This is a genomic window from Pseudomonas sp. MAG002Y, from assembly GCF_019400845.1.
Taxonomy (GTDB): Bacteria; Pseudomonadota; Gammaproteobacteria; order Pseudomonadales; family Pseudomonadaceae; genus Chryseomonas; species Chryseomonas luteola.
In genome coordinates this window covers 86,538-109,380 of the sequence record NZ_WOEJ01000009.1, presented here as the reverse complement: position 1 = coordinate 109,380, position 22,843 = coordinate 86,538, and the positions used below count along the sequence as shown (strand labels likewise).

The 22,843-nt window shown below is 55.1% G+C and carries 21 protein-coding genes; 10 read left to right on the top strand and 11 right to left on the bottom strand.

Annotated features, from left to right (window positions below):
- Nucleotides 1–137 precede the first annotated feature (137 nt).
- The 6 genes from GM154_RS14490 to GM154_RS14465 all read left to right on the top strand — a co-directional run bounded on the left by GM154_RS14490 (nucleotide 138) and on the right by GM154_RS14465 (nucleotide 8,084).
- Nucleotides 138–719: a superoxide dismutase gene (locus GM154_RS14490; protein ID WP_010795280.1), complete on the top strand. Its 582-nt coding sequence runs from the start codon at nucleotides 138–140 to the stop codon at nucleotides 717–719.
- 152 nt (nucleotides 720–871) lie between these two features.
- A complete protein-coding gene (locus GM154_RS14485; RefSeq protein WP_219652595.1) occupies nucleotides 872–2,938 on the top strand; it encodes a bifunctional diguanylate cyclase/phosphodiesterase in 2,067 nt (688 codons plus the stop codon).
- Nucleotides 2,939–3,042: 104 nt separating this feature from the next.
- Nucleotides 3,043–4,383, top strand: a complete 1,341-nt coding sequence (locus GM154_RS14480) for an imelysin family protein (RefSeq protein WP_219652594.1) — start codon at nucleotides 3,043–3,045, stop codon at nucleotides 4,381–4,383.
- 102 nt (nucleotides 4,384–4,485) lie between these two features.
- A complete protein-coding gene (locus GM154_RS14475; RefSeq protein WP_219652593.1) occupies nucleotides 4,486–5,904 on the top strand; it encodes a di-heme oxidoredictase family protein in 1,419 nt (472 codons plus the stop codon).
- A gap of 10 nt (nucleotides 5,905–5,914) precedes the next feature.
- The gene (locus GM154_RS14470; RefSeq protein WP_010795284.1) at nucleotides 5,915–6,979 is read left to right on the top strand and encodes an imelysin family protein; all 1,065 of its coding nucleotides are present in this window, start codon (nucleotides 5,915–5,917) and stop codon (nucleotides 6,977–6,979) included.
- Between the two features lie 22 nt (nucleotides 6,980–7,001).
- A complete protein-coding gene (locus GM154_RS14465) occupies nucleotides 7,002–8,084 on the top strand; it encodes a DUF1513 domain-containing protein (RefSeq protein ID WP_219652592.1) in 1,083 nt (360 codons plus the stop codon).
- Nucleotides 8,085–8,114: 30 nt separating this feature from the next.
- Here the strand turns inward: GM154_RS14465 and pncB are convergent, their stop codons facing one another.
- The 5 genes from pncB to GM154_RS14440 form a co-directional block, all read right to left on the bottom strand.
- Entirely contained in the window at nucleotides 8,115–9,314 is a 1,200-nt protein-coding gene (gene pncB / locus GM154_RS14460; protein ID WP_197870971.1) for a nicotinate phosphoribosyltransferase, read from the bottom strand.
- Between the two features lie 318 nt (nucleotides 9,315–9,632).
- On the bottom strand, nucleotides 9,633–10,358 hold the full coding sequence (locus GM154_RS14455; RefSeq protein ID WP_219652591.1) for a lipopolysaccharide kinase InaA family protein: 726 nt from the start codon (nucleotides 10,356–10,358) through the stop codon (nucleotides 9,633–9,635).
- Nucleotides 10,359–10,360: 2 nt separating this feature from the next.
- Entirely contained in the window at nucleotides 10,361–11,041 is a 681-nt protein-coding gene (locus GM154_RS14450) for a class I SAM-dependent methyltransferase (protein WP_219652590.1), read from the bottom strand.
- Nucleotides 11,042–11,120: 79 nt separating this feature from the next.
- Nucleotides 11,121–12,416, bottom strand: a complete 1,296-nt coding sequence (locus tag GM154_RS14445) for a HAMP domain-containing sensor histidine kinase (protein WP_219652589.1) — start codon at nucleotides 12,414–12,416, stop codon at nucleotides 11,121–11,123.
- Nucleotides 12,406–13,089: a response regulator transcription factor gene (locus GM154_RS14440; RefSeq protein WP_010795291.1), complete on the bottom strand. Its 684-nt coding sequence runs from the start codon at nucleotides 13,087–13,089 to the stop codon at nucleotides 12,406–12,408. The genes GM154_RS14445 and GM154_RS14440 overlap by 11 nt, the downstream gene beginning before the upstream one ends.
- Nucleotides 13,090–13,263: 174 nt before the next feature.
- Between GM154_RS14440 and GM154_RS14435 the strand changes: the two genes are divergently transcribed.
- Entirely contained in the window at nucleotides 13,264–13,992 is a 729-nt protein-coding gene (locus GM154_RS14435; protein ID WP_219652588.1) for a phosphatase PAP2 family protein, read from the top strand.
- A gap of 62 nt (nucleotides 13,993–14,054) precedes the next feature.
- On the opposite strand, the gene groL is transcribed toward GM154_RS14435, so the two are convergent.
- The 4 genes from groL to GM154_RS14415 form a co-directional block, all read right to left on the bottom strand.
- The gene (gene groL / locus GM154_RS14430; protein WP_010795293.1) at nucleotides 14,055–15,695 is read right to left on the bottom strand and encodes a chaperonin GroEL; all 1,641 of its coding nucleotides are present in this window, start codon (nucleotides 15,693–15,695) and stop codon (nucleotides 14,055–14,057) included.
- Between the two features lie 45 nt (nucleotides 15,696–15,740).
- Nucleotides 15,741–16,034 carry a co-chaperone GroES gene (locus GM154_RS14425; RefSeq protein ID WP_010795294.1) on the bottom strand — a complete coding sequence of 98 codons (294 nt, stop codon included), beginning with the start codon at nucleotides 16,032–16,034 and terminating at the stop codon, nucleotides 15,741–15,743.
- Nucleotides 16,035–16,231: 197 nt separating this feature from the next.
- Complete coding sequence (locus tag GM154_RS14420) at nucleotides 16,232–16,711, bottom strand: FxsA family protein (protein ID WP_219652587.1); 480 nt, start codon at nucleotides 16,709–16,711, stop codon at nucleotides 16,232–16,234.
- Nucleotides 16,712–16,940: 229 nt separating this feature from the next.
- Entirely contained in the window at nucleotides 16,941–17,954 is a 1,014-nt protein-coding gene (locus tag GM154_RS14415; RefSeq protein ID WP_073449434.1) for a DUF481 domain-containing protein, read from the bottom strand.
- A 186-nt stretch (nucleotides 17,955–18,140) separates the two neighbouring features.
- On the opposite strand from GM154_RS14415, the gene GM154_RS14410 reads away from it, so the two are divergent.
- On the top strand, nucleotides 18,141–18,494 hold the full coding sequence (locus GM154_RS14410; protein ID WP_219652586.1) for an MGMT family protein: 354 nt from the start codon (nucleotides 18,141–18,143) through the stop codon (nucleotides 18,492–18,494).
- Between the two features lie 29 nt (nucleotides 18,495–18,523).
- Complete coding sequence (locus tag GM154_RS14405) at nucleotides 18,524–20,251, top strand: AmpG family muropeptide MFS transporter (protein WP_074824772.1); 1,728 nt, start codon at nucleotides 18,524–18,526, stop codon at nucleotides 20,249–20,251.
- A gap of 41 nt (nucleotides 20,252–20,292) precedes the next feature.
- Here GM154_RS14405 and GM154_RS14400 read toward each other — a convergent pair whose 3' ends face one another.
- Both GM154_RS14400 and GM154_RS14395 read right to left on the bottom strand, forming a co-directional pair.
- Nucleotides 20,293–21,138: a mechanosensitive ion channel family protein gene (locus GM154_RS14400; protein WP_219652585.1), complete on the bottom strand. Its 846-nt coding sequence runs from the start codon at nucleotides 21,136–21,138 to the stop codon at nucleotides 20,293–20,295.
- Between the two features lie 117 nt (nucleotides 21,139–21,255).
- A complete protein-coding gene (locus GM154_RS14395; protein WP_010795300.1) occupies nucleotides 21,256–21,735 on the bottom strand; it encodes a YajQ family cyclic di-GMP-binding protein in 480 nt (159 codons plus the stop codon).
- A 160-nt stretch (nucleotides 21,736–21,895) separates the two neighbouring features.
- Here GM154_RS14395 and GM154_RS14390 point away from each other — a divergent pair, with 160 nt between their 5' ends.
- A complete protein-coding gene (locus tag GM154_RS14390; RefSeq protein WP_219652584.1) occupies nucleotides 21,896–22,810 on the top strand; it encodes a putative 2-dehydropantoate 2-reductase in 915 nt (304 codons plus the stop codon).
- Nucleotides 22,811–22,843 lie beyond the last annotated feature (33 nt).

The following is a 22,843-nucleotide window of genomic DNA, read 5'->3' as shown; positions in this document are numbered from 1 at the left end:
ATGGCGAGCTAACGAAGCGAGTGCTATGATCCCCCGCCGCGGTATTGAGCCTAATGCCTTACCGCAGGTTAGACCGGCGCCTGATCGGTCGACCATTGCCGTGCAATGCCCTGACGAAACATTATGGAGAGATAACCATGGCTTTCGAATTGCCGCCGCTGCCCTATGAGAAGAACGCCCTCGAGCCGCATATTTCCGCCGAGACGCTGGAGTTCCATCACGGCAAGCACCACCAGACCTATGTCACCGCACTGAACAACCTGGTGCCCGGCACTGAGTACGAAGGCAAAAGCCTGGAAGACATCATCAAGACGTCCTCTGGCGCCATCTTCAACAACGCTGCCCAGGTATGGAACCACACGTTCTACTGGAACTGCATGACGCCTAACGGTGGCGGCCAGCCTACGGGCGCCCTGGCAGATGCCATCGCAACGGCATTTGGTTCCTTTGACAAATTCAAGGAAGAGCTGACCAAGACGGCCATCGGCACATTTGGTTCCGGCTGGGCCTGGCTGGTCAAGAAGGCGGATGGTTCCCTGGCGCTGGCCAGCACCATCGGTGCTGGCAACCCCATCACTTCGGGTGATAAGCCCTTGCTGACCATCGACGTGTGGGAACATGCCTACTACATCGATTATCGCAACCTGCGTCCAAAGTACCTCGAGTCCTTCTGGAACACGGTGAACTGGGACTTCGTAGCGAAAAACTTCGCCGCCTGATCCTGGTATCTCTCGACAAAACCCGGCTTTTCGCCGGGTTTTGTTTTTAAGTCGTGCCTACTTTTGCGAAGAGACAGCTAGACTCGGTTATTACACATTTCATCCTGTAGTAGACATAGGATGGCAAAGCCATCCATGGAAAGGAGCACGGAGTGAAACTGAGCATTCGGCATAGCCTGTCGTTGAAGCTGCTGCTTGTAGCATTACCAACGGCCTTGCTCGTCGGACTGCTGTTAGGCATCGTACAGATTGCCTATGAGGCCAGACAGGTACGTGATCAGATTCAGACGGACGCACGCCAGACGCTGTCCATGTTCAGGGACCCTGCCACCCAGGCCATGTATCGCCTGGATGACACCATGGCCGAGCATGTTACCCGTGGCTTGTTCAAGCATCCCTCCATTCGTGAGGCTTACATTGGCACTCCCGGCGAGCAGCCCTTATCAGAGCACGCTCGCCCACTGCTCAGCGGCTCGACACGCCTGCTTACTGATAGGCTCTTTGGCAAAGAGCAGCGCTTCAGCATCCGTCTTACAGGCGAGCCACCGGTTGAGGAGTATTATGGCGACTTGCGCATCGCTGTGGACACAGCCCCTTACGGGCAGAAATTTTTAAAGAACTCAGCCTTTATCCTCGTCTCGTTACTGGTTCGCGTCCTGATTCTGGTGCTGGCGCTTTATCTGGTCTATCACTGGGTTCTGACGCGCCCCCTTTCCCGACTGCTCAACCATCTGGCGGCGATCAAACCCGGTCTGCCAGGCCACAAACCTCTCCCCCTCCTCAAAGGACATGAGCAGAACGAGCTAGGCCGCTGGATAAACACTGCCAACCAGCTACTTGCCTCGATCGAGCAAAACACTGCGCTTCGTGAAGAGGCCATCAGCAACCTTCAACGGATCAGTCAGCATGACCTGCTGACCGGCCTTTCCAATCGACAAGCCTTTCATGGTCAGCTTGAGTGGACCCTTTCCGAGGCGGATCGACAAAACCTGAGCGTAGCCGTGCTGTGCCTGGGCCTTGATGATTTCAAAAGCATTAACGAGCAATACGGTTATCAGGTGGGCGACAGGCTTCTGCTTAAACTGGTAACCCGACTGCGGGCGGGCTGCCCGGGAGTAGACGGTTTTGGACGGCTGGGAGGGGATCGCTTTGCGCTCATCAAGCTGATCAGGCAACCCGACGAAGCCGCTGAACTGGCCCATGCTGCTCTGGATGCACTCGATTCGCCATTCAGTGTCGAACAGTATCAAGCCCACCTGAGCGCTTCGATCGGCATCACGCTATATCCGGAGGATGGCCAGACCGCCGACCAGTTGATGCAGCGTGCCGAGCAGACGATGGCCCTGGTAAAAACCCAGGGTCATAGCGGCTACAAGTTCTACGTGGCCAGTGTGGATCAGGACATCCGCTTCAGGCGCGGGTTGGCAAAGGACCTTCGTGAAGCCCTGAGACGCCAGGAGCTTTATCTGGTCTACCAACCTCAGATTGACTATGCGAGCCAACGGATCAGTGGAGTGGAAGCCCTATTGCGCTGGAATCATCCTGTCCACGGATTCATTCCACCCGATGTATTCATTCCCCTGGCCGAGCGCACTGGCAGCATCGTAGCTCTCGGAGAATGGGTGCTTGAGCAGGCCTGCAGTCAACTGCATACTTGGTACGCAAGCGGTTACACCTCCCTACGCATGGCCATCAACCTGTCAGCTGTGCAGCTACAACAGGAAAATCTGCCTGCGTTTATACAATCGCTCCTGTTACGCCACGGGATTCCGCCCAAGCGGCTGGAGCTTGAGGTTACTGAAACGGCACTGATGGAAGATGTGGATACTGCCGTGCAAACGCTGCGTCGTCTCAGGGAAGTCGGCGCGCTGATAGCACTGGATGATTTCGGCACCGGTTATAGCTCTCTGGCTTATCTGAAGCGACTGCCTCTGGACAAAATCAAGATCGACAAGAGTTTCGTGCAGGATCTGAGCGACGAAAAAGACGACGCCCCCTTGGTACGCGCCATTATCCAACTGGGCAAAAGCCTCAACAAAGAGCTTATCGCCGAAGGTGTGGAAACCGACCTGCAGGAGGCGTACATTGTGGAGCAAGGCTGTGACGAGGGTCAGGGTTATTTCTACAGCAAGCCAATCCCCGCCGATCAGATCCCCGCGGTTATCGAGGCGCGTACTCAAGGTCTGCCCATTTCACGGGTTATGCCAGTAAAGCACTGACCCCTGGCGAAAAGGGTTTTCAAAAATGAAAATCTTTCGCATTATTATCCGGCTTTTCTCCAGGCTCATGTAATGAGCACCCTATTTTAGAAAAGGATTCCGGAATGACCCGTATGCATTGGGCGAGCGTAAGCCTCCTCGCTATCGCCATTTCCCTGGCAGGCTGTGGTGACGACAAGAAAGAACAGGCACCCGCCAATCAAGCAGCAGCCCCTGCAGCCACCTCAGCGACAACGTCACAGGCGGCGAAACCGGATGAAGTCGCGGCCAAGGCCGTGATCAAGAATTACGCTGACATTGCCGAGGCTGTGTTCAGCGACGCCTTTACAGCGGGTCAGAATCTGCAGAAAGCCGTCGATGCCTTCCTGGCCTCCCCTTCCGACGCCACACTAAAAGCGGCGCGAGAGGCCTGGATGGCAGCGCGCACGCCCTATTCCCAGTCAGAAGCCTTCCGCTTTGGCAACCCTGTTGTGGATGACTGGGAAGGTCAGCTCAACGCATGGCCTCTAGATGAAGGCCTGATCGACTATGTTGCATCCGATTATCAACATGCGACCGGTAACCCGGCTGCTACTGCCAACATCATTGCCAACGAAGAGATTCAGATTGGTGAAGACAAGGTTGACGTCAAGGACATTACTGGTGAAAAGCTGGCCAGTCTGAATGAGCTGGCCGGCTCGGAAGCCAACGTGGCGACGGGTTACCATGCAATCGAATTTCTGCTGTGGGGTCAGGACCTTAACGGGACAGGCCCCGGTGCAGGCAACCGCCCCGCAACGGATTATCTTGCAGGAGATGGCTGCACGGGTGGTCACTGCGATCGCCGTCGCGCGTACCTGAAAGCGGTAACTGATCTCCTGGTTAACGACCTTGAGTACATGGCTGGTCAGTGGAAGCCGGGCGTACCTGATAACTACCGCGCGACGCTAGAACAGGAAAGTGCAGACTCCGGTATTCGCAAGATGCTGTTCGGCATGGGCAGTCTGTCGCTGGGAGAACTGGCCGGCGAGCGTATGAAGGTATCTCTGGAAGCCAACTCCACTGAAGACGAGCATGACTGCTTCAGCGACGATACCCATCACACCCTTTATTACGATGCACTGGGCATTCGCAATGTTTATCTGGGCCAGTACAAGCGTATCGACGGTACAGAGGTGAAAGGCCCAAGCCTTTCCGAACTGGTTGCCAAGGCTGACCCGCAAGCCGATGCCACGCTCAAGGCTGATCTCGACGATACCCAGGCCAAGATGCAGGCCATTGTTGATCGTGCCGAGAAGGACGGTGTTCATTACGACCAGATGATCGCTCCGGACAACACCGCCGACCAGCAAAAGATCCGTGACGCCATTCAGGCCCTGGTCAAGCAGACCGGCGCCATCGAACAGGCCGCGGCCAAGCTGGGCATCCAAGATCTGAAGCCCGATAACGCCGATCACGAATTCTGATCCGCCCCAAGGGCACGGCGTTTTTACGAAGCCACGGCAGGCCCTACCTGCCGTGGCTTCGATACGTTCAGGTCGATCATTTAACGGTACCGTTTGGCTCTGATGACACTAGCTCCCCTTCGTTTGGCCCCCCTGGCGCTTCTCGTCTCGCTTCTCAGTGCCTGTGATGACTCACCGCACTTTACCCACGCAGAACCGGGCGAGGCCTTGTCGGCGGGTACAACCAGCGTCAATGACCAGAGCGCCAATGCCTTTTCGTTTCCCTCCAACAACCTGACGCCCGTTCAGCGTCTGGATTTCAGCGTAGGTAACAGTTTTTTTCGCAATCCCTGGGTCATCGCGCCCTCCTCCACAACAGCGCGAGATGGTCTGGGGCCGTTGTTCAATATCAACGCCTGTCAGAGCTGCCACCTGAGCGACGGACGTGGTCATCCCCCGGGCCCGCACGTAACCAACGCCTTCACCATGTTGGTCAGACTATCCATACCCGGCGGACCGCAGGATCAGGAGACCCTGAAAAGACTGGGCGTTGTACCCGAACCCACCTATGGCGGACAGCTACAGGACAATGCCATTCCTGGCGTACCGCCAGAGGGCAAGGTCAGGTTCGATTACGCGGACGTACCGGTCACACTCAAGGACGGCACCGTCATCACCCTGCGAAAACCTACGCTGCACATAGAAAATCTCGGGTACGGTCCGTTTCATCCACAAGCCCAGTTCTCTGCGCGTGTAGCGCCACCCATGATTGGTCTGGGCCTTCTGGAAGCCATATCGGAAAGTGACATCCTCAAGAATACTGACCCCAATGATGACAACAGGGATGGTATTTCTGGACGAGCCAACTGGGTCTGGAGCTTTGCGGAGCAGAAGACCATGCTGGGCCGCTTCGGCTGGAAGGCAGGCCAGCCCACACTTGACCAACAGAACGCCACGGCGTTTTCCGGCGACATGGGTCTGACGACCAGCCTGGTCCCCAATGACGATTGCACAGAGGCTCAGACAGCCTGCAAGCAGGCACCTAATGGGGGTGATCCGGAAGTCAGCGACAATATTCGCCGCATGGTGCTCTTTTATACGCGCAACCTTGCGGTTCCCGTCAGACGCGGAGTCGACAAGCCTTCCGTGCTGCAAGGCAAGACTCTGTTTTACGCATCGGGATGTCCTGCCTGTCACATACCCACCTTCAAGACGGCTGCCAACGCTGCGGTCCCTGAACTGGCCAATCAGACCATTCACCCCTACAGCGATCTTTTATTGCATGACATGGGCGAAGGACTCGCCGACAATCGCTCCGAATTTCTGGCCAGTGGTCGTGAGTGGCGTACTCCCCCCTTGTGGGGAATAGGCCTGACACAAAAGGTCAGTGGTCATACACAATTTTTACATGATGGTCGTGCTCGCAACCTGCTTGAAGCCATTCTCTGGCATGGCGGAGAAGCTGAGGCGGCCAAGCAAAACGTATTAGGGCTCAACGCCGAAGAGCGTACTGCCCTGCTTGAATTCCTGAATTCGCTATAAGGAGCGTTGCATGTTCCGCCCTCGGCTTTTGCTAACCGGGCTTGCCCTGGCACTCGGTGCCTGCTCGCCACAGAATCAACAGGCCCAGACCAGCGCCGCCCTGGCCGAGCAGGTCCTGCTACCGGCGTACGCTCGCTGGGTGGAAACCGATCGGGCATTGGCGAGCAGCGCCGTAGCCTTCTGCTCCGGCAAGGAAGAGCTTGGCAAGGCTCGTGAAGCCTTTTTCAACGCACAAAAGGCCTGGGCCGAACTGCAACCGCTGTTGATCGGCCCGCTGGCCGAAAATAATACGGCTTGGCAAGTGCAGTTCTACCCCGACAAGAAAAACCTGGTCGCCCGCCAGGTGGAACAGCTGCTCAAGAGTAATCCTCAGGTTGATAAGGCCACCTTGGACAAAGCCAGCGTTGTCGTCCAGGGCCTGACGGCGTATGAATACATTCTGTTCGACAGCAATATCGAACTGGCTAATGCAGAACAGAGGGCACGCTACTGTCCGCTTCTGACAGCCATTGCCGAGCACCAGCAGGAGCTGGCACAGCGTATTCTTACCCGCTGGAAGGAAACGGATGGCATGCTGGCGCAGCTCTCCAAGTTTCCGAATCAACGCTATGCCGATGCTCAGGAAGCTATTGCCGACCTTTTGCGGGTACAGGTCACAGCGCTAGACAGCCTGAAGAAAAAGCTGGGCGTTCCGCTGGGTAGACAAAGCAAAGGTATTCCACAGCCATACCAGGCTGAAGCCTGGCGTAGCGAATCGTCGCTTCTCAGTATTGCCGCGAGCCTTGCTGGCGCCCAGGCGCTGTGGAATGGCGTAGACGGTAAAGGGCTACGTGCCTTGTTGCCCAAGGAACAAAAACCCTTGGCTGATAAAATCGATACCGCTTATGCCGAGAGCAGCAAACAGCTGGCAGAGCTGCAACAACAGCCGCTGAAGTCCTGGCTCAGTAACGAGGCGGGCGTCGCCAAACTGAACGCCTTTTATGACAGCCTCAATACCGTACATCGTCTGCATGAAGGCGAGCTGGCCAAGGCCCTTGGCATCCAGTTAGGGTTCAACGCCAACGATGGTGATTGAGTAACGACATTGGGTATCCGTCATGTCCACTCTGTTGAGTAGTCTGTTCCATAACCTGCAACGCCTGGGTCGCTGGACGTTTACGTCAGGGTCCCAGGAACCCCTGCTGCTTTCTGCCCGGGACGATGTAGATGGTCGCCACTTTGCTGTGGGCTATCGCCTCAACGGCAAGGCTGTTTTCGTTACCGAGGTTACGCAACGATGCCATGCCATCGTCACGCACCCCAGCGAGCCCTTTGCTGTCTTCGTGGCTCGCCGCCCAGGTACGCAGAGCTATGTAATCGACCTGCGCGATGGAAAACTTGTCCAGACGCTCGACTCGCCTGCAAATCGTCATTTCTATGGGCACGGGATTTTCCACGCAGAAGGCACGTGGTTCTACGCTACCGAGAACGACACGACGGACCCTGGCCGTGGCCTGCTAAGTGCCTATCGCTTCAGTGATGGAGCCCTGATTCGCTCCCATGAGCTAAGCACCCATGGTCTGGGCCCCCATGAAGTAGCCTGGATGCCGGATGGAGAGACGTTTGTTGTTGCCAACGGGGGAATTCGCACCGAGGCTGAAAGCCGGGTAGAAATGAACCTGGATGCCATGGAACCCAGCCTGGTCTTGATGAGCCGCTCAGGTGAGCTCCTTTCCAAGGAGACGTTGGACCTGCAGATGAACAGCGTTCGCCACTTGGCCATTGCAACGGACGGCACCATTCTGGCCTGTCAGCAATATATGGGCGCAGCCACCGACGCAGCCGCCATGCTCGGAATCAAGCGTCCCGGAGAAGCCTTCAAAGCCTTTCCGGTGGCAGAGACGCAGCGTCAATCCATGGTCCAATACACGGCAAGCGTAGCAGTACATGACGAATTGAGACTGGTTGCCCTGACAGCCCCTCGAGGCAATCGTTTTTTTATCTGGGACCTGGACAGTGGCATGCTGCGGCTGGACGCACCTCTACCAGATTGTGCAGGCGTAGGCGCAGTGGCAAGCGGGTTTGTCGTGACTTCAGGTCAGGGCCGCTGCCGCCATTATGACTGCAGACAGACACAGATCGTGATGAAGCCACTCGAACTGCCTTCCGGCCTGTGGGATAACCATTTGCTGTTGCATTGATGGGTACTGCGTACCCATCAAGCCTTTCACTCAGGAAGCAACCCGAAAAACGTGTTTCAGGTAATAAACAAAATCCTGATCTTCACTTTGGGTTTTGCCAGGCACATCAGAGATCTTGGCGACGGGCTGACCATTGCAGGATGTCATTTTTAGCACAATATTCATTGGCGCAACGCCCGGCAAATCACACGTGAAGTTGGTGCCGATACCAAAGCTCACCTTGATTCGGCCCTTCAAGGCGCGGTAAAGATTCAGCGCCTTTTCCAGGTTCAACGAGTCGGAGAACACTAAGGTCTTGTTCATCGGGTCGATGCCCAGGCTTTCGTAATGCCTGATCGCTTTTTCGGCCCATGTCAGTGGATCACCAGAGTCGTGGCGCAGGCCGTCGAACAGCTTCGCAAAATACAGATCGAAATCGCGAAGGAAGGCATCCATGGTCACAGTGTCGGTCAGGGCAATACCCAAAAGCCCACGATATTCACGCACCCAGCAGTCCAGTGCAGCGATCTGACTGTCGATCAGTCTTGGCCCTAGTTGCTGGTGTGCCATGAACCACTCATGCGCCATGGTACCCAGGGGGGTTACGCCCAGGCTAAGGGCCAGATGCACGTTGCTGGTCCCTACGAAACGCCCGGGAAAATCATCTCGCAGCGCCTTGACCACCATCTCCTGAACCGGAAACGAGAAGCGTCTGCGCGTCCCGAAGTCCGCCATTTTGAAATCGGCCAACTCGGCCGGACTGGCTTCCTGCTTCAGCCAATCAAATTTGCGATAGAGCTGCTCACGGGCTTGCTCCAAGGTCTGCTCAGGGTAGCGATTGCGGTTGCGTACCTCGCTTATCAACGCAAGGATCGGCACTTCAAAAAGGATCAGATGCAGCCACGGGCCTCGCAGGCGCAGGCTGAACGCACCGTTCTCAACACCAATATGCACATAGCGCGGATTGAAGCGGAACAGGCGAAGAAAGCGGATAAAGTCGGGCTTGATGAAAGGGATACGCTCGAGGAACGCCAACTGCTCATCACTGATACTGATATCGGCAAGCCGTTCGATCTCGGCGCGAATCTCGGCCTCGTAGGGTCGAAGATCTTCATTGTTTCGGCATTTAAATGCCCACTCGACTTCCGCATTGGGATAGTTATGCAGGACAGCCTGCATCATAGTGAGCTTATAAAAGTCCGTATCCAGAAGGCTTTGAACGCTGCACCGGGAAAAAATACCATCAGCCATAGGTTTCGCTCGAGGTAATCAAATCAAACATCCACAGCATGCCCGAGCTCTGAATGAATAAAAACCCTTTTCCCGTACTTCGCAGCGTTAAATATTAATGAGCGCCTGCCGCGCGCTGGGTCATCCCATACAAGAACAGCATGAGGTTTTCATCGGACGGAACCGCTTTAACCATTCGCGCGTTGGCCGGAGTCTGGCAATAAGAGATTCCTTCATGCCCTTGGACTACCATTGCCCCCGGCTCGTGCCAGGCCGAAAACGCCACTGTTGTAACGCCGAGGGCACCCACTAAAAGCAAAGTTCTTGTGATTGTTAAGTTCATGGCTGCAACCCTTTGATGACCCTGCCAAATACTGCTTGGTAACCGTAGACCAAGGTCTGCCAGTCCGCATGACTGAGCGACGAATGGCGCTTAAGTTGCAGAAGATCCCGCCGAGCGGCGCGACGCGCTGAGAAACGACGGCGGCATTTTTCGAGATCCAGTAATGCCACATCGAAATCAACCTCGCCTTGTGTTTCACGGACGCGCAAGAACACATGCTTGTCATACAGGCAGCCATGCTGCCAGCGCGCCTTATGCAGCCGAGCCAACATAGCGCCAAGTTGTTTCAGGAATATATTGCGGGTCGCCTGGTCATACCGCGTCTGGGCACCGCTGGCGTACCAGTCTTCCAGCGATACATACCCATCGAGTTCGGCACTTACCAGCAGTGCGCGCCAGCCTTGCTCATCCCGTCGAGCCTCGCAGAACAAGAGCTCCGGTACGCCCACGCCCAGCGCAGCGATAGAAGTCAAGGCATCTCGCTCACGCAGGGCCGTTGGCCGCCCAAACGGATGACGCAGACTTCGATAGATATGCCCTACCTGACGCTTGACATAGGCAATGGTACCGTCATTGATCTGGATGCGTTGGACGCCGCTTTCTCCACCCCGCCGCTCGTTAGGCGCCTCGACCCACTCCCCCGACATGCCCCACCAGTTTTCAAAGGAACGCTCTGTACCCTTGGACGACGTTGTACCCAGTGGGAAAGACATATCGGACATAATCAGACCTTTCTTAGAATATAAACACGCCACATCGAGTAATGCGGCAAGAAATCAAGATGCTTTTCGACACTAAAACCAGCCTGTACGAATTCGTGCTCGACCTGCTCGGCATTTAGAACAATGCGATTTTGATAACCCGTACTTTTGTTGCGGAGCTGCCGCCTGGCTTCTAGCTGCTTGCGGCGCCATGCCTTGAAATTACCGTCCACCCATAATGACAGAATGACTGTATCGCGTGTTACACGATTGAATTCCTTGAACATTTCCAAGCGGTCTGCGCTATCAGCAATGTGATGCACTAGGCGCATGCAGAAAATACTGTCTACTGCGTTATCAGGAAGATCGATAGCAAAAGCGGATGTTTGCAAGGTACGCACACGCTGGACTATCTCTTTGGGCTGGGAGGCACATGCCACGGCCAGCATATCCGCTGAGTTATCAGCACCAATAATGACCCGATTCTGTTTTTCCGCGAGCAGCGGCCAGAAACGACCGGCGCCGCATGGTAGATCCAGGACTAAATTGGGCTGTCCCGCCAACCTCAGGGCGCGGCGGGCAAGTTGCTCATCTCGCCAATGAGACAAGCGGCGAGCCATGCCATCCTGGTGTTTCTTGAAATACTGCTCGGCATGCGCGCGGTCATACTTCTCGGAGAAGGGAAGCTCAATCGTGGATTTCATGGCGGCACTCCATAAGTCAGATGAAGCCACCTTATGGAGCGCACCGTTAAATCAGGGTCAAGGTCATGTGAAAATTACGTCAATCGTTTTTGCCGCTTTCAAGCAATGCCAACTCAACCCGGAAACAGCAGCCGTTTGGCTGACGATTGGTCAATGCAACCTTCCATCCCTGCAACTGGCAGATACGATGAACCAGTGAGAGGCCAAGCCCTAATCCCTCGCCACGTCTTGCACTACCTCGTACAAAGGGCTTGAAGACCTCATCGTGTTGAGCTTCAGGAATGCCGCTGCCCGTGTCTTCCACCGTAAAAGCAGCCTCCTCCAACGTCAGGCGAATTTCACCCGCATCCGTGTAATGAAGTGCGTTACGCAGCAGATTACTCATGACAGACCGCAGGAATGGGGCGTTGTAGGTCTGCTGATGTTCATAACTCCCAGGTTCATACCTCAAGGTTAGCCCCTTGGCCTCGATTGCTCCCTGCCACTGCAGCACCAGCTCATCGGCAATCGTTCTGAGCGAACTGCGAGGCGCAATGACCGCCCCGTCGCGCTGTGCCCTGGCCAACTGGAGAAAGGTTTGTACCAGATCCCGCATTTCCTCAGTAGCGCTCACCATTCGCTGTAGCTGCGCCTTACCTCTGGGACCAAGACCTGGATCCTCGGCCAGCAACTCACATGATGTGGCAATTACCATCAGTGGTGTTCGCAACTCATGGCTCACATCACTGGTAAACAACTGCTCTCGGGTAAGCGCATCACGCAACTGACCTAATGCATCGTCAAACGCCGCTGCCAATTCCCCTACTTCATCATTGGCATAATCCGGAGCCAACGGGGGAGCCATCAGCAGCATCTGGTCACGATGCCGAACCTGACGAGCCAGACGACTGACCGGAGCAATGACTCGGCGTGCCAGCAACCAGCCGAGAAGGCCTGACAACGCCACACTGAGCAAAAACCCCTTGAGCACGACCCGGTAAAGAGCCTTTTCCCGTCGCTCAAAATCACTTTGATCCTGCAAAAGGATGTAGTGCCGCCCATCCTGGAACCGAACCCAGGCATAGTAGTACCGACCGCCCTCCTTGACCTCACTGAAGCCCTGCTTGAGCCCCACCAGATCCGGCGGCAATGACTGCGGTTCATTTTCCGGCGCGTAGTAGAGCTTCATGCCAGGATCCAGCACCGGCTGACCACCGTTTCGCATGTCTCGTCGCAACATGCGATTCAGCTCGTTGCTCATGTCTTCGGAGATCAGCTGTTCTTCAACCAGGTGTACGACCTCGACAATACCAAAGGAGAACAGGCCGCCCACCACTACGGTCATCAGCACAAATGCAATGATGATCCGGCGTAAAAGGCTCTGCTTATACTCCATTGCTATCATTCGTCAGGCGGTAGCCCACACCATGTACCGTATGGAGCAAAGACGTTTCAAAGGGTTTGTCTATAACTTGGCGGAGCTGGTGAATATGACTGCGCAGACTATCGCTGTCAGGGCAGTCATCTCCCCAAAGCGTCTCTTCCAGGACTTCTCGCCGAATCACATGCGGACTTTTTTGCATGAGCGCCGCAAGCAGCTTGAGACCGATGGGATTTAGCTTGAGCGATTTACCCCCACGGCTAACTTCCAGCGTGTCGAGATCATAAACAAGATCAGCCACCTGGAGCTGCCGCCTGCCTCCTCCACGCGTCCTGCGCATTACCGCTTCGATCCGAGCAGCCAACTCCGACAAGGCGAAAGGCTTGATCAGATAATCGTCTGCGCCAGAGCGAAACCCCTTGAGACGGTCATCCAACTGATCTCGCGCCGTCAGCATGATAACCGGAGTATCGCGCCGGGCATCCTCACGCAAGCGCTGGCATAACGTGTACCCATCGATTCCCGGCAACATGATATCGAGAATCAACAGATCATAATGCTCGGTTGCCGCCAAGTGCAGGCCTGAGAGCCCATCCTGGGCACAGTCGACTGTATATCCCTTGAGACTCAAGTAATCCATCAGATTACTCAAGATATCGCGGTTATCTTCAACCACCAGAATACGCATGAACTCACCTCATAGCCTCGCGCGGTCGCAGCAGGCCTGTTTAACATTTTTTTCACTACCCATTCACCTGGGCATGACAAGGCACAGCGCACTGTACAGAAGCGCCCTGTTTCATCTGCTCAGATAGAAACTGCCTTCCCTGTAAACAATTGCCTCTCTCCTTCTAGGATACCCATGAACGCTTCTGCTTACTCTCGCCCGCTCAACTTTTTCTGGGCTCTGGGTCTGCCTTTGGCAGTAATGATTCTTTTATTGAGTGTTGAGCCCACACGCCTCGACTTTGCACTGGCCGATGCATTCTATGATCCAGGCACAGGGTTTATTGGGCGACACAGTGCCTTTCTTGAGGATGTTCTGCATGATCGGGCCAAACAGCTGGTTATCCTGATCGGTATTATTGCCATTGCAGGCTCGATCCTGAGCTTTTTCTGGACACCTCTGAAACCTTGGCGCAAGTCGTTGGGATACTTGGTGCTTGCAATGGGTACGTGTACAGCGCTTGTCATGCCACTGAAAAAGCTGACCGACGTCCCCTGCCCCTGGAGTCTGGTTCAGTATGGAGGTGACCAGGTTTACTCCCCGTTATTGTCAGAGCGTCCCGCGACCAACAAGAACAATTTGTGCTGGCCCGGCGGCCATGCTTCCAGTGGTTTTACCTTGTTTGCGTTCTACTTCTTTTTACGCGATCGCCGTGCACGGCTGGCACGTGGTGCGCTGGCTGCAGCCTTCGCGCTGGGCTGCATCTTTTCCATCGGACGGATGATGCAAGGGGCCCACTTTCTTTCCCATAACATATGGACGGCACTTTTTGATTGGCTGGTGTGCCTGGCTTTTTACCGATTGATGCTTTACCGCCCGGCCTCCTCACCAGAAAAGACTGCTCCCGCCCCGTCTGCGCTTTAAGTATTGCCCATAAAAAAGCCCGACCATTAGGCCGGGCTTTTTTAGCTAGGTAGCTGGGTGGCTTACATCATGCCGCCCATACCGCCCATGCCGCCCATGTCAGGCATTGCCGGAGCGGCCTTGTCTTCTGGGATATCAGCAACCATGGCTTCGGTAGTTACCATCAAGCCGCCAATAGAGGCAGCAGCCTGCAGGGCGCTACGAGTCACTTTAGCCGGGTCAAGAATACCCATCTCGATCATATCGCCGTATTCGCCGGTCGCAGCGTTGAAGCCGTAGTTGCCTTCACCGGCCTTGACCTTGTCAACCACGACGCTTGGCTCGCCACCCGCGTTGGCAACGATCTGGCGCAGAGGTGCTTCAACAGCACGACGCAGCAGAGCGATACCTACGTTCTGATCTTCGTTGTCGCCTTTCAGACCTTCGATGGCCTGCAGGGAACGAACCAGGGCTACGCCACCGCCAGGCACCACGCCTTCTTCAACGGCTGCACGGGTTGCGTGCAGGGCGTCTTCAACGCGAGCCTTCTTCTCTTTCATTTCAACTTCAGTTGCCGCACCCACCTTGATCACAGCAACACCGCCAGCCAGCTTGGCCAGACGCTCTTGCAGTTTTTCGCGGTCGTAATCGGAAGAAGTCTCTTCGATCTGAGCACGGATCTGCTTGACGCGAGCTTCGATATCAACCTGAACGCCAGCACCGTCGATAACAGTGGTGTTTTCCTTGTTGATAACAACGCGCTTGGCTTGACCCAGGTGCTCCAGAGTGGTGCTTTCCAGGCTCAGGCCTACTTCTTCAGAAATCACAGTGCCGCCAGTCAGGATGGCGATATCCTGCAGCATGGCCTTGCGGCGATCACCGAAGCCAGGCGCCTTGACAGCAGCAACCTTGACGATGCCACGCATGTTGTTGACGACCAGAGTAGCCAGCGCTTCGCCTTCAACGTCTTCAGCAACGATCAGCAGCGGACGGCCAGCCTTGGCAACGGATTCCAGCACCGGCAGCATTTCGCGGATGTTGGAGATCTTCTTGTCAACCAACAGCAGCAGCGGGTTGTCCAGCTCGGCGGACATGGTGTCCGGCTTGTTGATGAAGTAAGGAGACAGGTAGCCACGGTCAAACTGCATGCCTTCTACGACAGACAGTTCGTTTTCCAGGCCGGAACCTTCTTCAACAGTGATCACGCCTTCCTTGCCTACTTTTTCCATGGCTTCAGCAATGATGCTGCCAATGGATTCGTCGGAGTTGGCGGAAATGGTACCTACCTGAGCGATGGCACGGAAATCGGCGCAAGGCTTGGACAGTTCCTTAAGCTGAGCAACGATGGCGATGGTTGCCTTGTCGATGCCGCGCTTCAGATCCATTGGGTTCATGCCGGCAGCAACAGCCTTCAGGCCTTCGTTTACGATGGACTGAGCCAGAACGGTAGCAGTGGTAGTACCGTCACCAGCTGCATCGTTAGCCTTGGACGCAACGTCCTTGACCAGCTGAGCACCCATGTTTTCGAACTTGTCTTTCAGCTCGATTTCTTTGGCAACGGAAACGCCATCTTTGGTGATGGTCGGAGCGCCAAAGCTCTTGTCCAAAACAACGTTACGACCTTTCGGGCCCAGTGTTGCCTTTACAGCGTCAGCCAGAACGTTTACGCCGACCAGCATTTTCTTGCGGGCGGAGTCGCCGAATTTGACTTCTTTAGCAGCCATGTTCTTTTTCCTCTAAACGAATTCGGTGGAAACAGGGATCGGCAATCAGCCTTCCAGTACAGCCAGGATCTCGGACTCAGCCATGATCAGCAGTTCTTCGCCATCAACCTTGATGGCGTTGCTGCCGGAATAGGGACCAAATACTACTTTGTCGCCAACCTTTACAGCTGGAGCGCGAACTTCGCCGTTATCCAGAACGCGACCGGTTCCTACCGCAACGACTTCACCACGATTCGGCTTTTCGGCAGCCGAGCCCGGCAGCACGATGCCGCCAGCAGTCTTGGTTTCTTCTTCGCTGCGACGGATCACGACGCGATCATGCAGAGGACGAAGCTTCATAGTCGTATCTCCTAATATGTAAGCGTTTCCAATTACCGGTGAAGACCACCGGCTGTTTTGTTTTAACCGGCTTCGCCGGGTGCACCCTGCAATGCAAGGTGCGAATTCAGCCTGCCAATGGCAAGAACCTTACGGTGTCCGCTACATGAGGTTGTAGAAAATCATTTCAAGGGGCAGAGCAAAAAAATTTTTCTAATTCAGTGATTAAACGGCTTCTTATCATCTCGCCGCTCGTACTCACCTTCGATCACGCGAGGGGCCTCGGGGCGCTGATGATTCTGATGAAAATCACCTGGTCTGTGCTGATAAGTCTGCCCGCCTCCGCGCACATTGATCCGCGCCATTACAGACCCTATCAGCAACTTGCGTGTAATGGGTAACAGCACCAGCAGCGCCAGCACATCACTGATAAAGCCGGGCAAGACAAACAAGGAGCCGCTGACGGCCATCGTCAGTCCCTGCATGATCTCTTTCTCAGGCGCTTCACCCATGGCAATACGTATACGAGCCCGCCAAAGCGTCGTGAAGCCGGCCACCCGAAGCATGCCAATACCAATGAGAGTACTCAGGACCAGCAGGATCAACGTCCAGCCGACTCCAATGGAACTACCAATCTTGATCATGACTGCCAGTTCCAACAGGGGAAACAGTAAAAACAGAAACAGGAATTTGCGCATCGCAGTGTCCTTTGGGGCCTCCAAGGCCGAACCTACCAAAACTCCAAGGTGGCGTTGACCAGGGATTAATTCAACCCTTGCGTGTGGAATCACGCTATCAATAGACACTCAAGGCCAGACGACACGGGCTTCTGCGCAATAGAAAGGAGTGTTACAAGGTATGGATTGATGAGGAGTCAGCTGACTACTGGCTGGATAAGGCGCCACAAGGGCGCCCTAGCACAAGCAGTTACCACGTTACGCCAATCCCTGCGCTGTATTGGGTTTCGTTGAGACTTCCCTTGGCCCCGCTGACTAGCTGCTTTGACGCCTTCAGGTTAAGAGACGCCCAGTTGGTGACCTTGTAGCGCAGCCCTAAATCCGTATCCAGGCTGAAGTCCGCGGTATTGTCCAGCGGGCGTCCTACTTCACCAGTAGTGAATAGCTGAACCGTCTGTCCGTATACGTAACGGTTGTAGTCCCACTTCATTGACACGGAGTAGAAGCTGTCCTTGTCACCATCGCGGTATTGATAGTCGGCGCGATCCAGCAGCGCTGTCAGGGAGAAGGATCCCAGCTCGTTATCCCAGAACTGATAGCCCGGGCCTGTACCAACGTTACGCTGGCGAGCGATGTCTTCAACTTTGTCCCTGTCGTAGGACAGCCGTCCCTGCCAGAAAAACTTTTCATTGAAGAAACGATCCAGCGCGTACTGAAGCGACCAGTTATCCGTGGATACCGCTCCGTCCTTCTTTTCACGGTCGTAACTGCCCTGGGCATTGTGACGCCACATACCGTGCCGAGCCTGGGTCTTGAAGTCGATGTCGTAGTCGTCTGTATCCTTGTCGGCACGCTTGTAATTCAATGCCGCATCGATGTTGCCCTTCCAGGTAAAGTCATGCAGGAGCGGCTTTGGTGGCACAATCTGGCTGATGCTGGCCAGCGGTACGGTCTGCGCGCCCTGCTCTGCCGTTTCGACAATGACCTGACCCTGGCCGGCAGGCTTGAGGCTCTTGACCTCGACATCCTCCTCGTATTCACCACGCTGCACCAGCACGGGCTGATCGCGCTGCAGCGTAGCCACCTTGTCCCAGGACAAGGGAATGGAGCCACCGTAATCGGTCTGCAACAATAGCTTCTTGCTGTCTAAAAGCTTGATCGTCCCGGTCAAGCGGTCACCATTTTTCAGCCATACCGTGTCCGCAAAAGCGGTACTGGAAAGGGCTGAAAAAGCGGCAAGGCAAAAGAGAGTTCGTGACAACATAAAAGACGCCGTTGTAGAGATATGAACCGGTTATGTTTGTCCGGCTCTTGTTAAGAAAGCAGAAATAATCGCGGGTGAGGTTGAGCAACCTTTTCACGCCAAGCGCATATGACTGATTTTCATTAACAAATTCCACTGGCCCAGCATTTCTTTGCTTGTTTTTTGAAATACGTCGAGTTCAGCCCTATGCCTCACTCCCTTTTCCAACATTCAGACACACCCGAGACTCGCCAGGCAGCGCTTTTCGGCGTCATGGCAGAAATACCTCCTGGAAAGGTCGTCAGCTACGGTCAGTTAGCTGAACTGGCTGGCTTGGGCCGTGCGGCTCGATGGGTGGGACGGACACTTTCCCGTCTGCCGGAAGGGACCACCCTTCCCTGGCATCGAGTGATCGGGACAGATGGTCGAATCAGCTTACCGCCCGATTCCCTTTCGGGTATAGAGCAACGACAGCGATTACGGGCTGAAGGCATCATTTTTCACAATGATCGGGTGGACATGCGTCGGCACAGGTGGAATCCACTTCAGGCTTGCGAGTAGAGTGTGTGTTTTTGTAAATACCGGTTCGCATGATCAGAAACTTCTGGCGAGAAGCCCTCGCCACGTACAAGTCCCCTGCCTGTCTGGCCTTGCTGCTGATGGGGTTTGCCGCAGGCCTTCCGACGATGCTGGTTTTCTCGACCCTGTCCGTCTGGTTGAGGGAGGCTGGCGTCTCGCGTGAAACCATCGGGTATGCCAGCTGGATCGGTCTTGCCTACGCCTTCAAATGGGTATGGTCGCCCATGCTCGATCAGTGGCGCCTGCCGGTCATTGGCAGTCTGGGCCGTCGACGCTCCTGGCTGGTCTTATCACAGATCCTAATAGGTCTGGGTTTACTGGGCATGGCGTTGTGTAACCCGCAATATCATTTGAGTGCCATGATTGCCCTGGCCGTTGTGGTGGCCTTTGCATCGGCCACGCAGGACATCGCAGTAGATGCCTACCGGCTGGAGATAGCAGAGGATTCCCGGCAGGCGGCTCTGGCTGCCTGTTATATGACCGGCTACCGAATCGCCTCTCTTCTGGCGAGTGCAGGTGCACTATTCCTGGCCGAAATGCTTGGGTCCAGCCTGATGAATTACAGCCAGTCCGCCTGGGCGACGACTTATATGCTTTTTGCATTGCTGGTACTGCCGGGTCTGCTGACCAGCCTTCTGATTCGTGAACCTCTACTGGCGGCCCCCATGGGACTGGCCGATTCACGCTTTGGGTTCAACCATCAACTGCTGTCGGTTGCCCTGGTCTTGGTCATGCTGATTTCGATTCCCGCTATGATCAACGCCATCATCGATTTCGCCTGGCCTCGTGCAATGTTGTACGCCTTGTTCATCATTGGCTGCGTGTCCCCTTGGGGACGCCGTATCTATGAGCCCATCAAGGATTTGCTGGAAAAGATTCGGCAGCCTATGGACCTGCATCTGAGTGCGAGTAACGAAAACGAAGTTCCCCGCTTTGACTTTGCTCATCAGGCGGTCTCGGTCATCGTGCTGATCGTACTGTGTATTGCTGTAACCGGTGGCTGCCAGGCGTTCTTTGGTGGCTACTGGCCCCGTGGACTTATGTATCTGCTGATTGCCTCCCTGTGCCTGTCCAGCTCAGGCCGCAAGCTCATGGGCCCGGTTCTGACACCGGTCAGCGAATTCATCCAACGCTATCGCTGGCAAGCGCTCATGCTGCTGGGGTTGATCTCGACCTATCGCCTGTCCGATACCGTCATGGGCGTCATGGCGGGTGTGTTCTATATCGATGTTGGCTATAGCAAGGAAACGATTGCCATGGTCAGCAAGGTATTTGGTGTGGTGATGACGTTATTGGGTGCAGCAGCAGGAGGCGTCCTGACGGCTCGAATCAGCATTCTACCGATCCTCTTTCTCGGCGGACTGGCCTCTGCATTGACTAACCTACTTTTTGCGCTGATTGCCACAACAGGTGCCAATACCATGCTTCTGGTTGTTGCCATCTGCTGCGATAACTTCAGTGCAGGCCTCGCCTCCTCGGCCTTTATCGCTTACCTGTCCAGTCTTACGAACCTACGCTTTTCAGCCACCCAATATGCGCTGCTTAGCTCGTTGATGTTGCTGCTGCCTCGCTTGCTGGGTGGATACTCGGGCAGCGTGGTTGAGCATGTCGGGTATGTATCCTTTTTCATGATTACAACCCTATTGGGAATTCCCACCCTTGTGCTGATCGTTGTGCTCTGGTTGCAGCAGCGCAAGACATCGAGCCAACAACCCACCGGGGAGCCCACGACGCCGTAATGGATAACAAAAAAGCCCGCGTAGAAGCGGGCTTTTTATTATCAGGTGGTGGCAGGCTTTTCCGACACCATATGGACCACTCGCTGTGGGAACGGAATACCAATTCCGACCTCAGCCAGCTGATCGCGAGCACGCTCATTGAGCATGAACATGAGCGGCCAGTAATCGCCGCTGTTGGTCCAAAAACGTAGCGACAAGGTAATGGCGCTATCACCCAACTCAGAGACGACGACCTCAGGGGCAGGGTCCTGATGGACACGAGCGTCCTCGGCCAGCTTGAGTAGCATCTCCCGCCCCCTCTGCAAGTTGGCTTCGTAGTCGACACCCACGTTGAAAATGACTTTACGCTTGGGCTGGCGCGAATAGTTGGTAATGATCCCGTTGGATAGTGTGCCGTTGGGGATGGTTACAGTCTTGTTGTCGCCTGTCAGCAGAATCGTATGGAAAATCTGGACCGATTCGACAGTACCCATAACGCCCTGCGCCTCTATGAATTCGCCGACGCGGTAAGGCCGGAACATGAGAATCAGGACGCCGCCGGCAAAATTCGCAAGGCTACCCTGCAAGGCCAGCCCCACAGCCAGTCCTGCTGCACCAATCACAGCGACGAATGAGGTGGTAGCGATACCGATCATGGAGGCTACGCTGACAGCAAGCAGCACCTTGAGTACGATATTGGCCAGGCTGCCAACGAAGCCAAGCAGTTCGGCGTCAACACGGCGCGCCTTCAGAAGGCGGGCCATGTTGTCGGTGACCTTGTTGATAACCCACCAGCCAATGGCCAAGGTCAGCAAGGCCAGCAGCAACTGCCCAGTATACTGCAGCAGGATCGGCAACCATGCTTCGGAAGCTCTGAGTAGACGATCAAACTGCGCACTGAAATCCATCGTGGGATTCTCCTTAAATCAATGGAAATGACCGGCCAATAGCCGTTAGTCACGCCATGTACGACGTACCGGTACTTCGAAGATTCCGTTGAAACAAACTACATAAAGAAGCTGGAATCAATCACGGAAGTTGTTGAACTGAAGCGGCATGCCCAATTCTTGGCCGCGCAACATGGCAATGGTTTCCTGAAGCTCATCGCGCTTCTTGCCAGTCACGCGGACCTGCTCGCCCTGGATTGCGGCCTGAACCTTGATCTTGCTGTCCTTGATGGTGGCAACGATTTTTTTGGCAAGCTCCTTATCGATGCCTTCGCGCAGTACAACTTCCTGCTTGACACTTTTGCCAGAGGCATAGGCATCCTTAACTTCCAGACACTGCACATCGATCTTGCGCTTGGCTAAATTCATTTTCAGGATCTCCAGCATCTGCTCAAGTTGAAAATCCGCTTCCGCCGTTAGCGTGACGGTAAGCTCTTTGAATTCAAAGGAGCCCTTTCCGCGTAGGTCATAGCGGCGATCCAGTTCCTTCATGGCATTTTCAACCGCATTAGTCACTTCATGTTTATCTAGTTCGGACACTACATCAAAAGAAGGCATGTCATATCTCCATGTAGGCCAGGCGCTTGACTTGATGCGACTGGCTTGACGATCAAAAAGGGGCAGCCATTATAACGACTGTGGTCGATTACCCGGAATTCCATCCTGCCCGGACGTGAAACATGGGTTCCTTCTATTTTTGCTAACGAGGTATAACGTCATGAGCTGGCATATTCTGGGAGCTGGAAGTCTGGGAGGGTTATGGGCAGCGCGCTTGTTTCGCGCAGGCATCCCGGTACGCCTGATCTTCAAAGACCGCTTGCGCCTGGCCCAATACCGGGCAGCCGGTGGACTCTCCTTACGTGAGGGTGAGCAGGACAGCCTTTACCCATTGCCTGCCGAAACACCTCAAGAGACCTCCCCCATCCGACGCCTGCTGGTGGCCTGCAAGGCTTACGATGCGGAGGACGCCGTCGCAGCCGTGGCATCCCGCCTCGTTCCTGGCGCTGAAGTGGTTCTGCTGCAGAACGGCATTGGCAGCCAGGAACGCGTAGTCGAGCGTATACCGCGGGCTCGCTGCATACTTGCAAGCAGCACGGAAGGCGCCTTCCGTGAGTCCGATTTCAGCATCGTCCAGGCAGGGAAAGGCCACACTTGGCTGGGTGATCCGGCTCATCCCGATCATGTACCGGAGTGGCTGGATGAGCTCAACGAGGCGGGCATACCGGTCCAGTGGTCAACAGAAATCATGGGGCAACTCTGGCGCAAGCTTGCCATCAACTGTGCCATCAACCCCTTAACGGTGCTCCATAAATGCCGTAATGGTGAGCTCAACGCCTACGCTGGCGAGATCAAAGCCCTCACCCTTGAACTGGGCGCGTTATTGGAGGCAGTCGGGCACGGAAACCTTGCCCCTGGCCTTCAGGAAGCGGTGCTGGCTGTAATTGATGCGACTGCCGACAACACCTCATCAATGCTTCAGGACGTTACCCATGGGCGTCGTACGGAAATCAGTTTTTTGCTTGGCCATGCACTGCAAGAGGCCCAGCGCCATGGGCTCAAGCTGGGCGCCCTTGAGCAACTCCATCGGCACTTGATCGATCATCTGGAGACCCATGGATTGCCGGTAGACTAAGCGCAGGCTACCCTTTCCGATCCTATTGCAGCG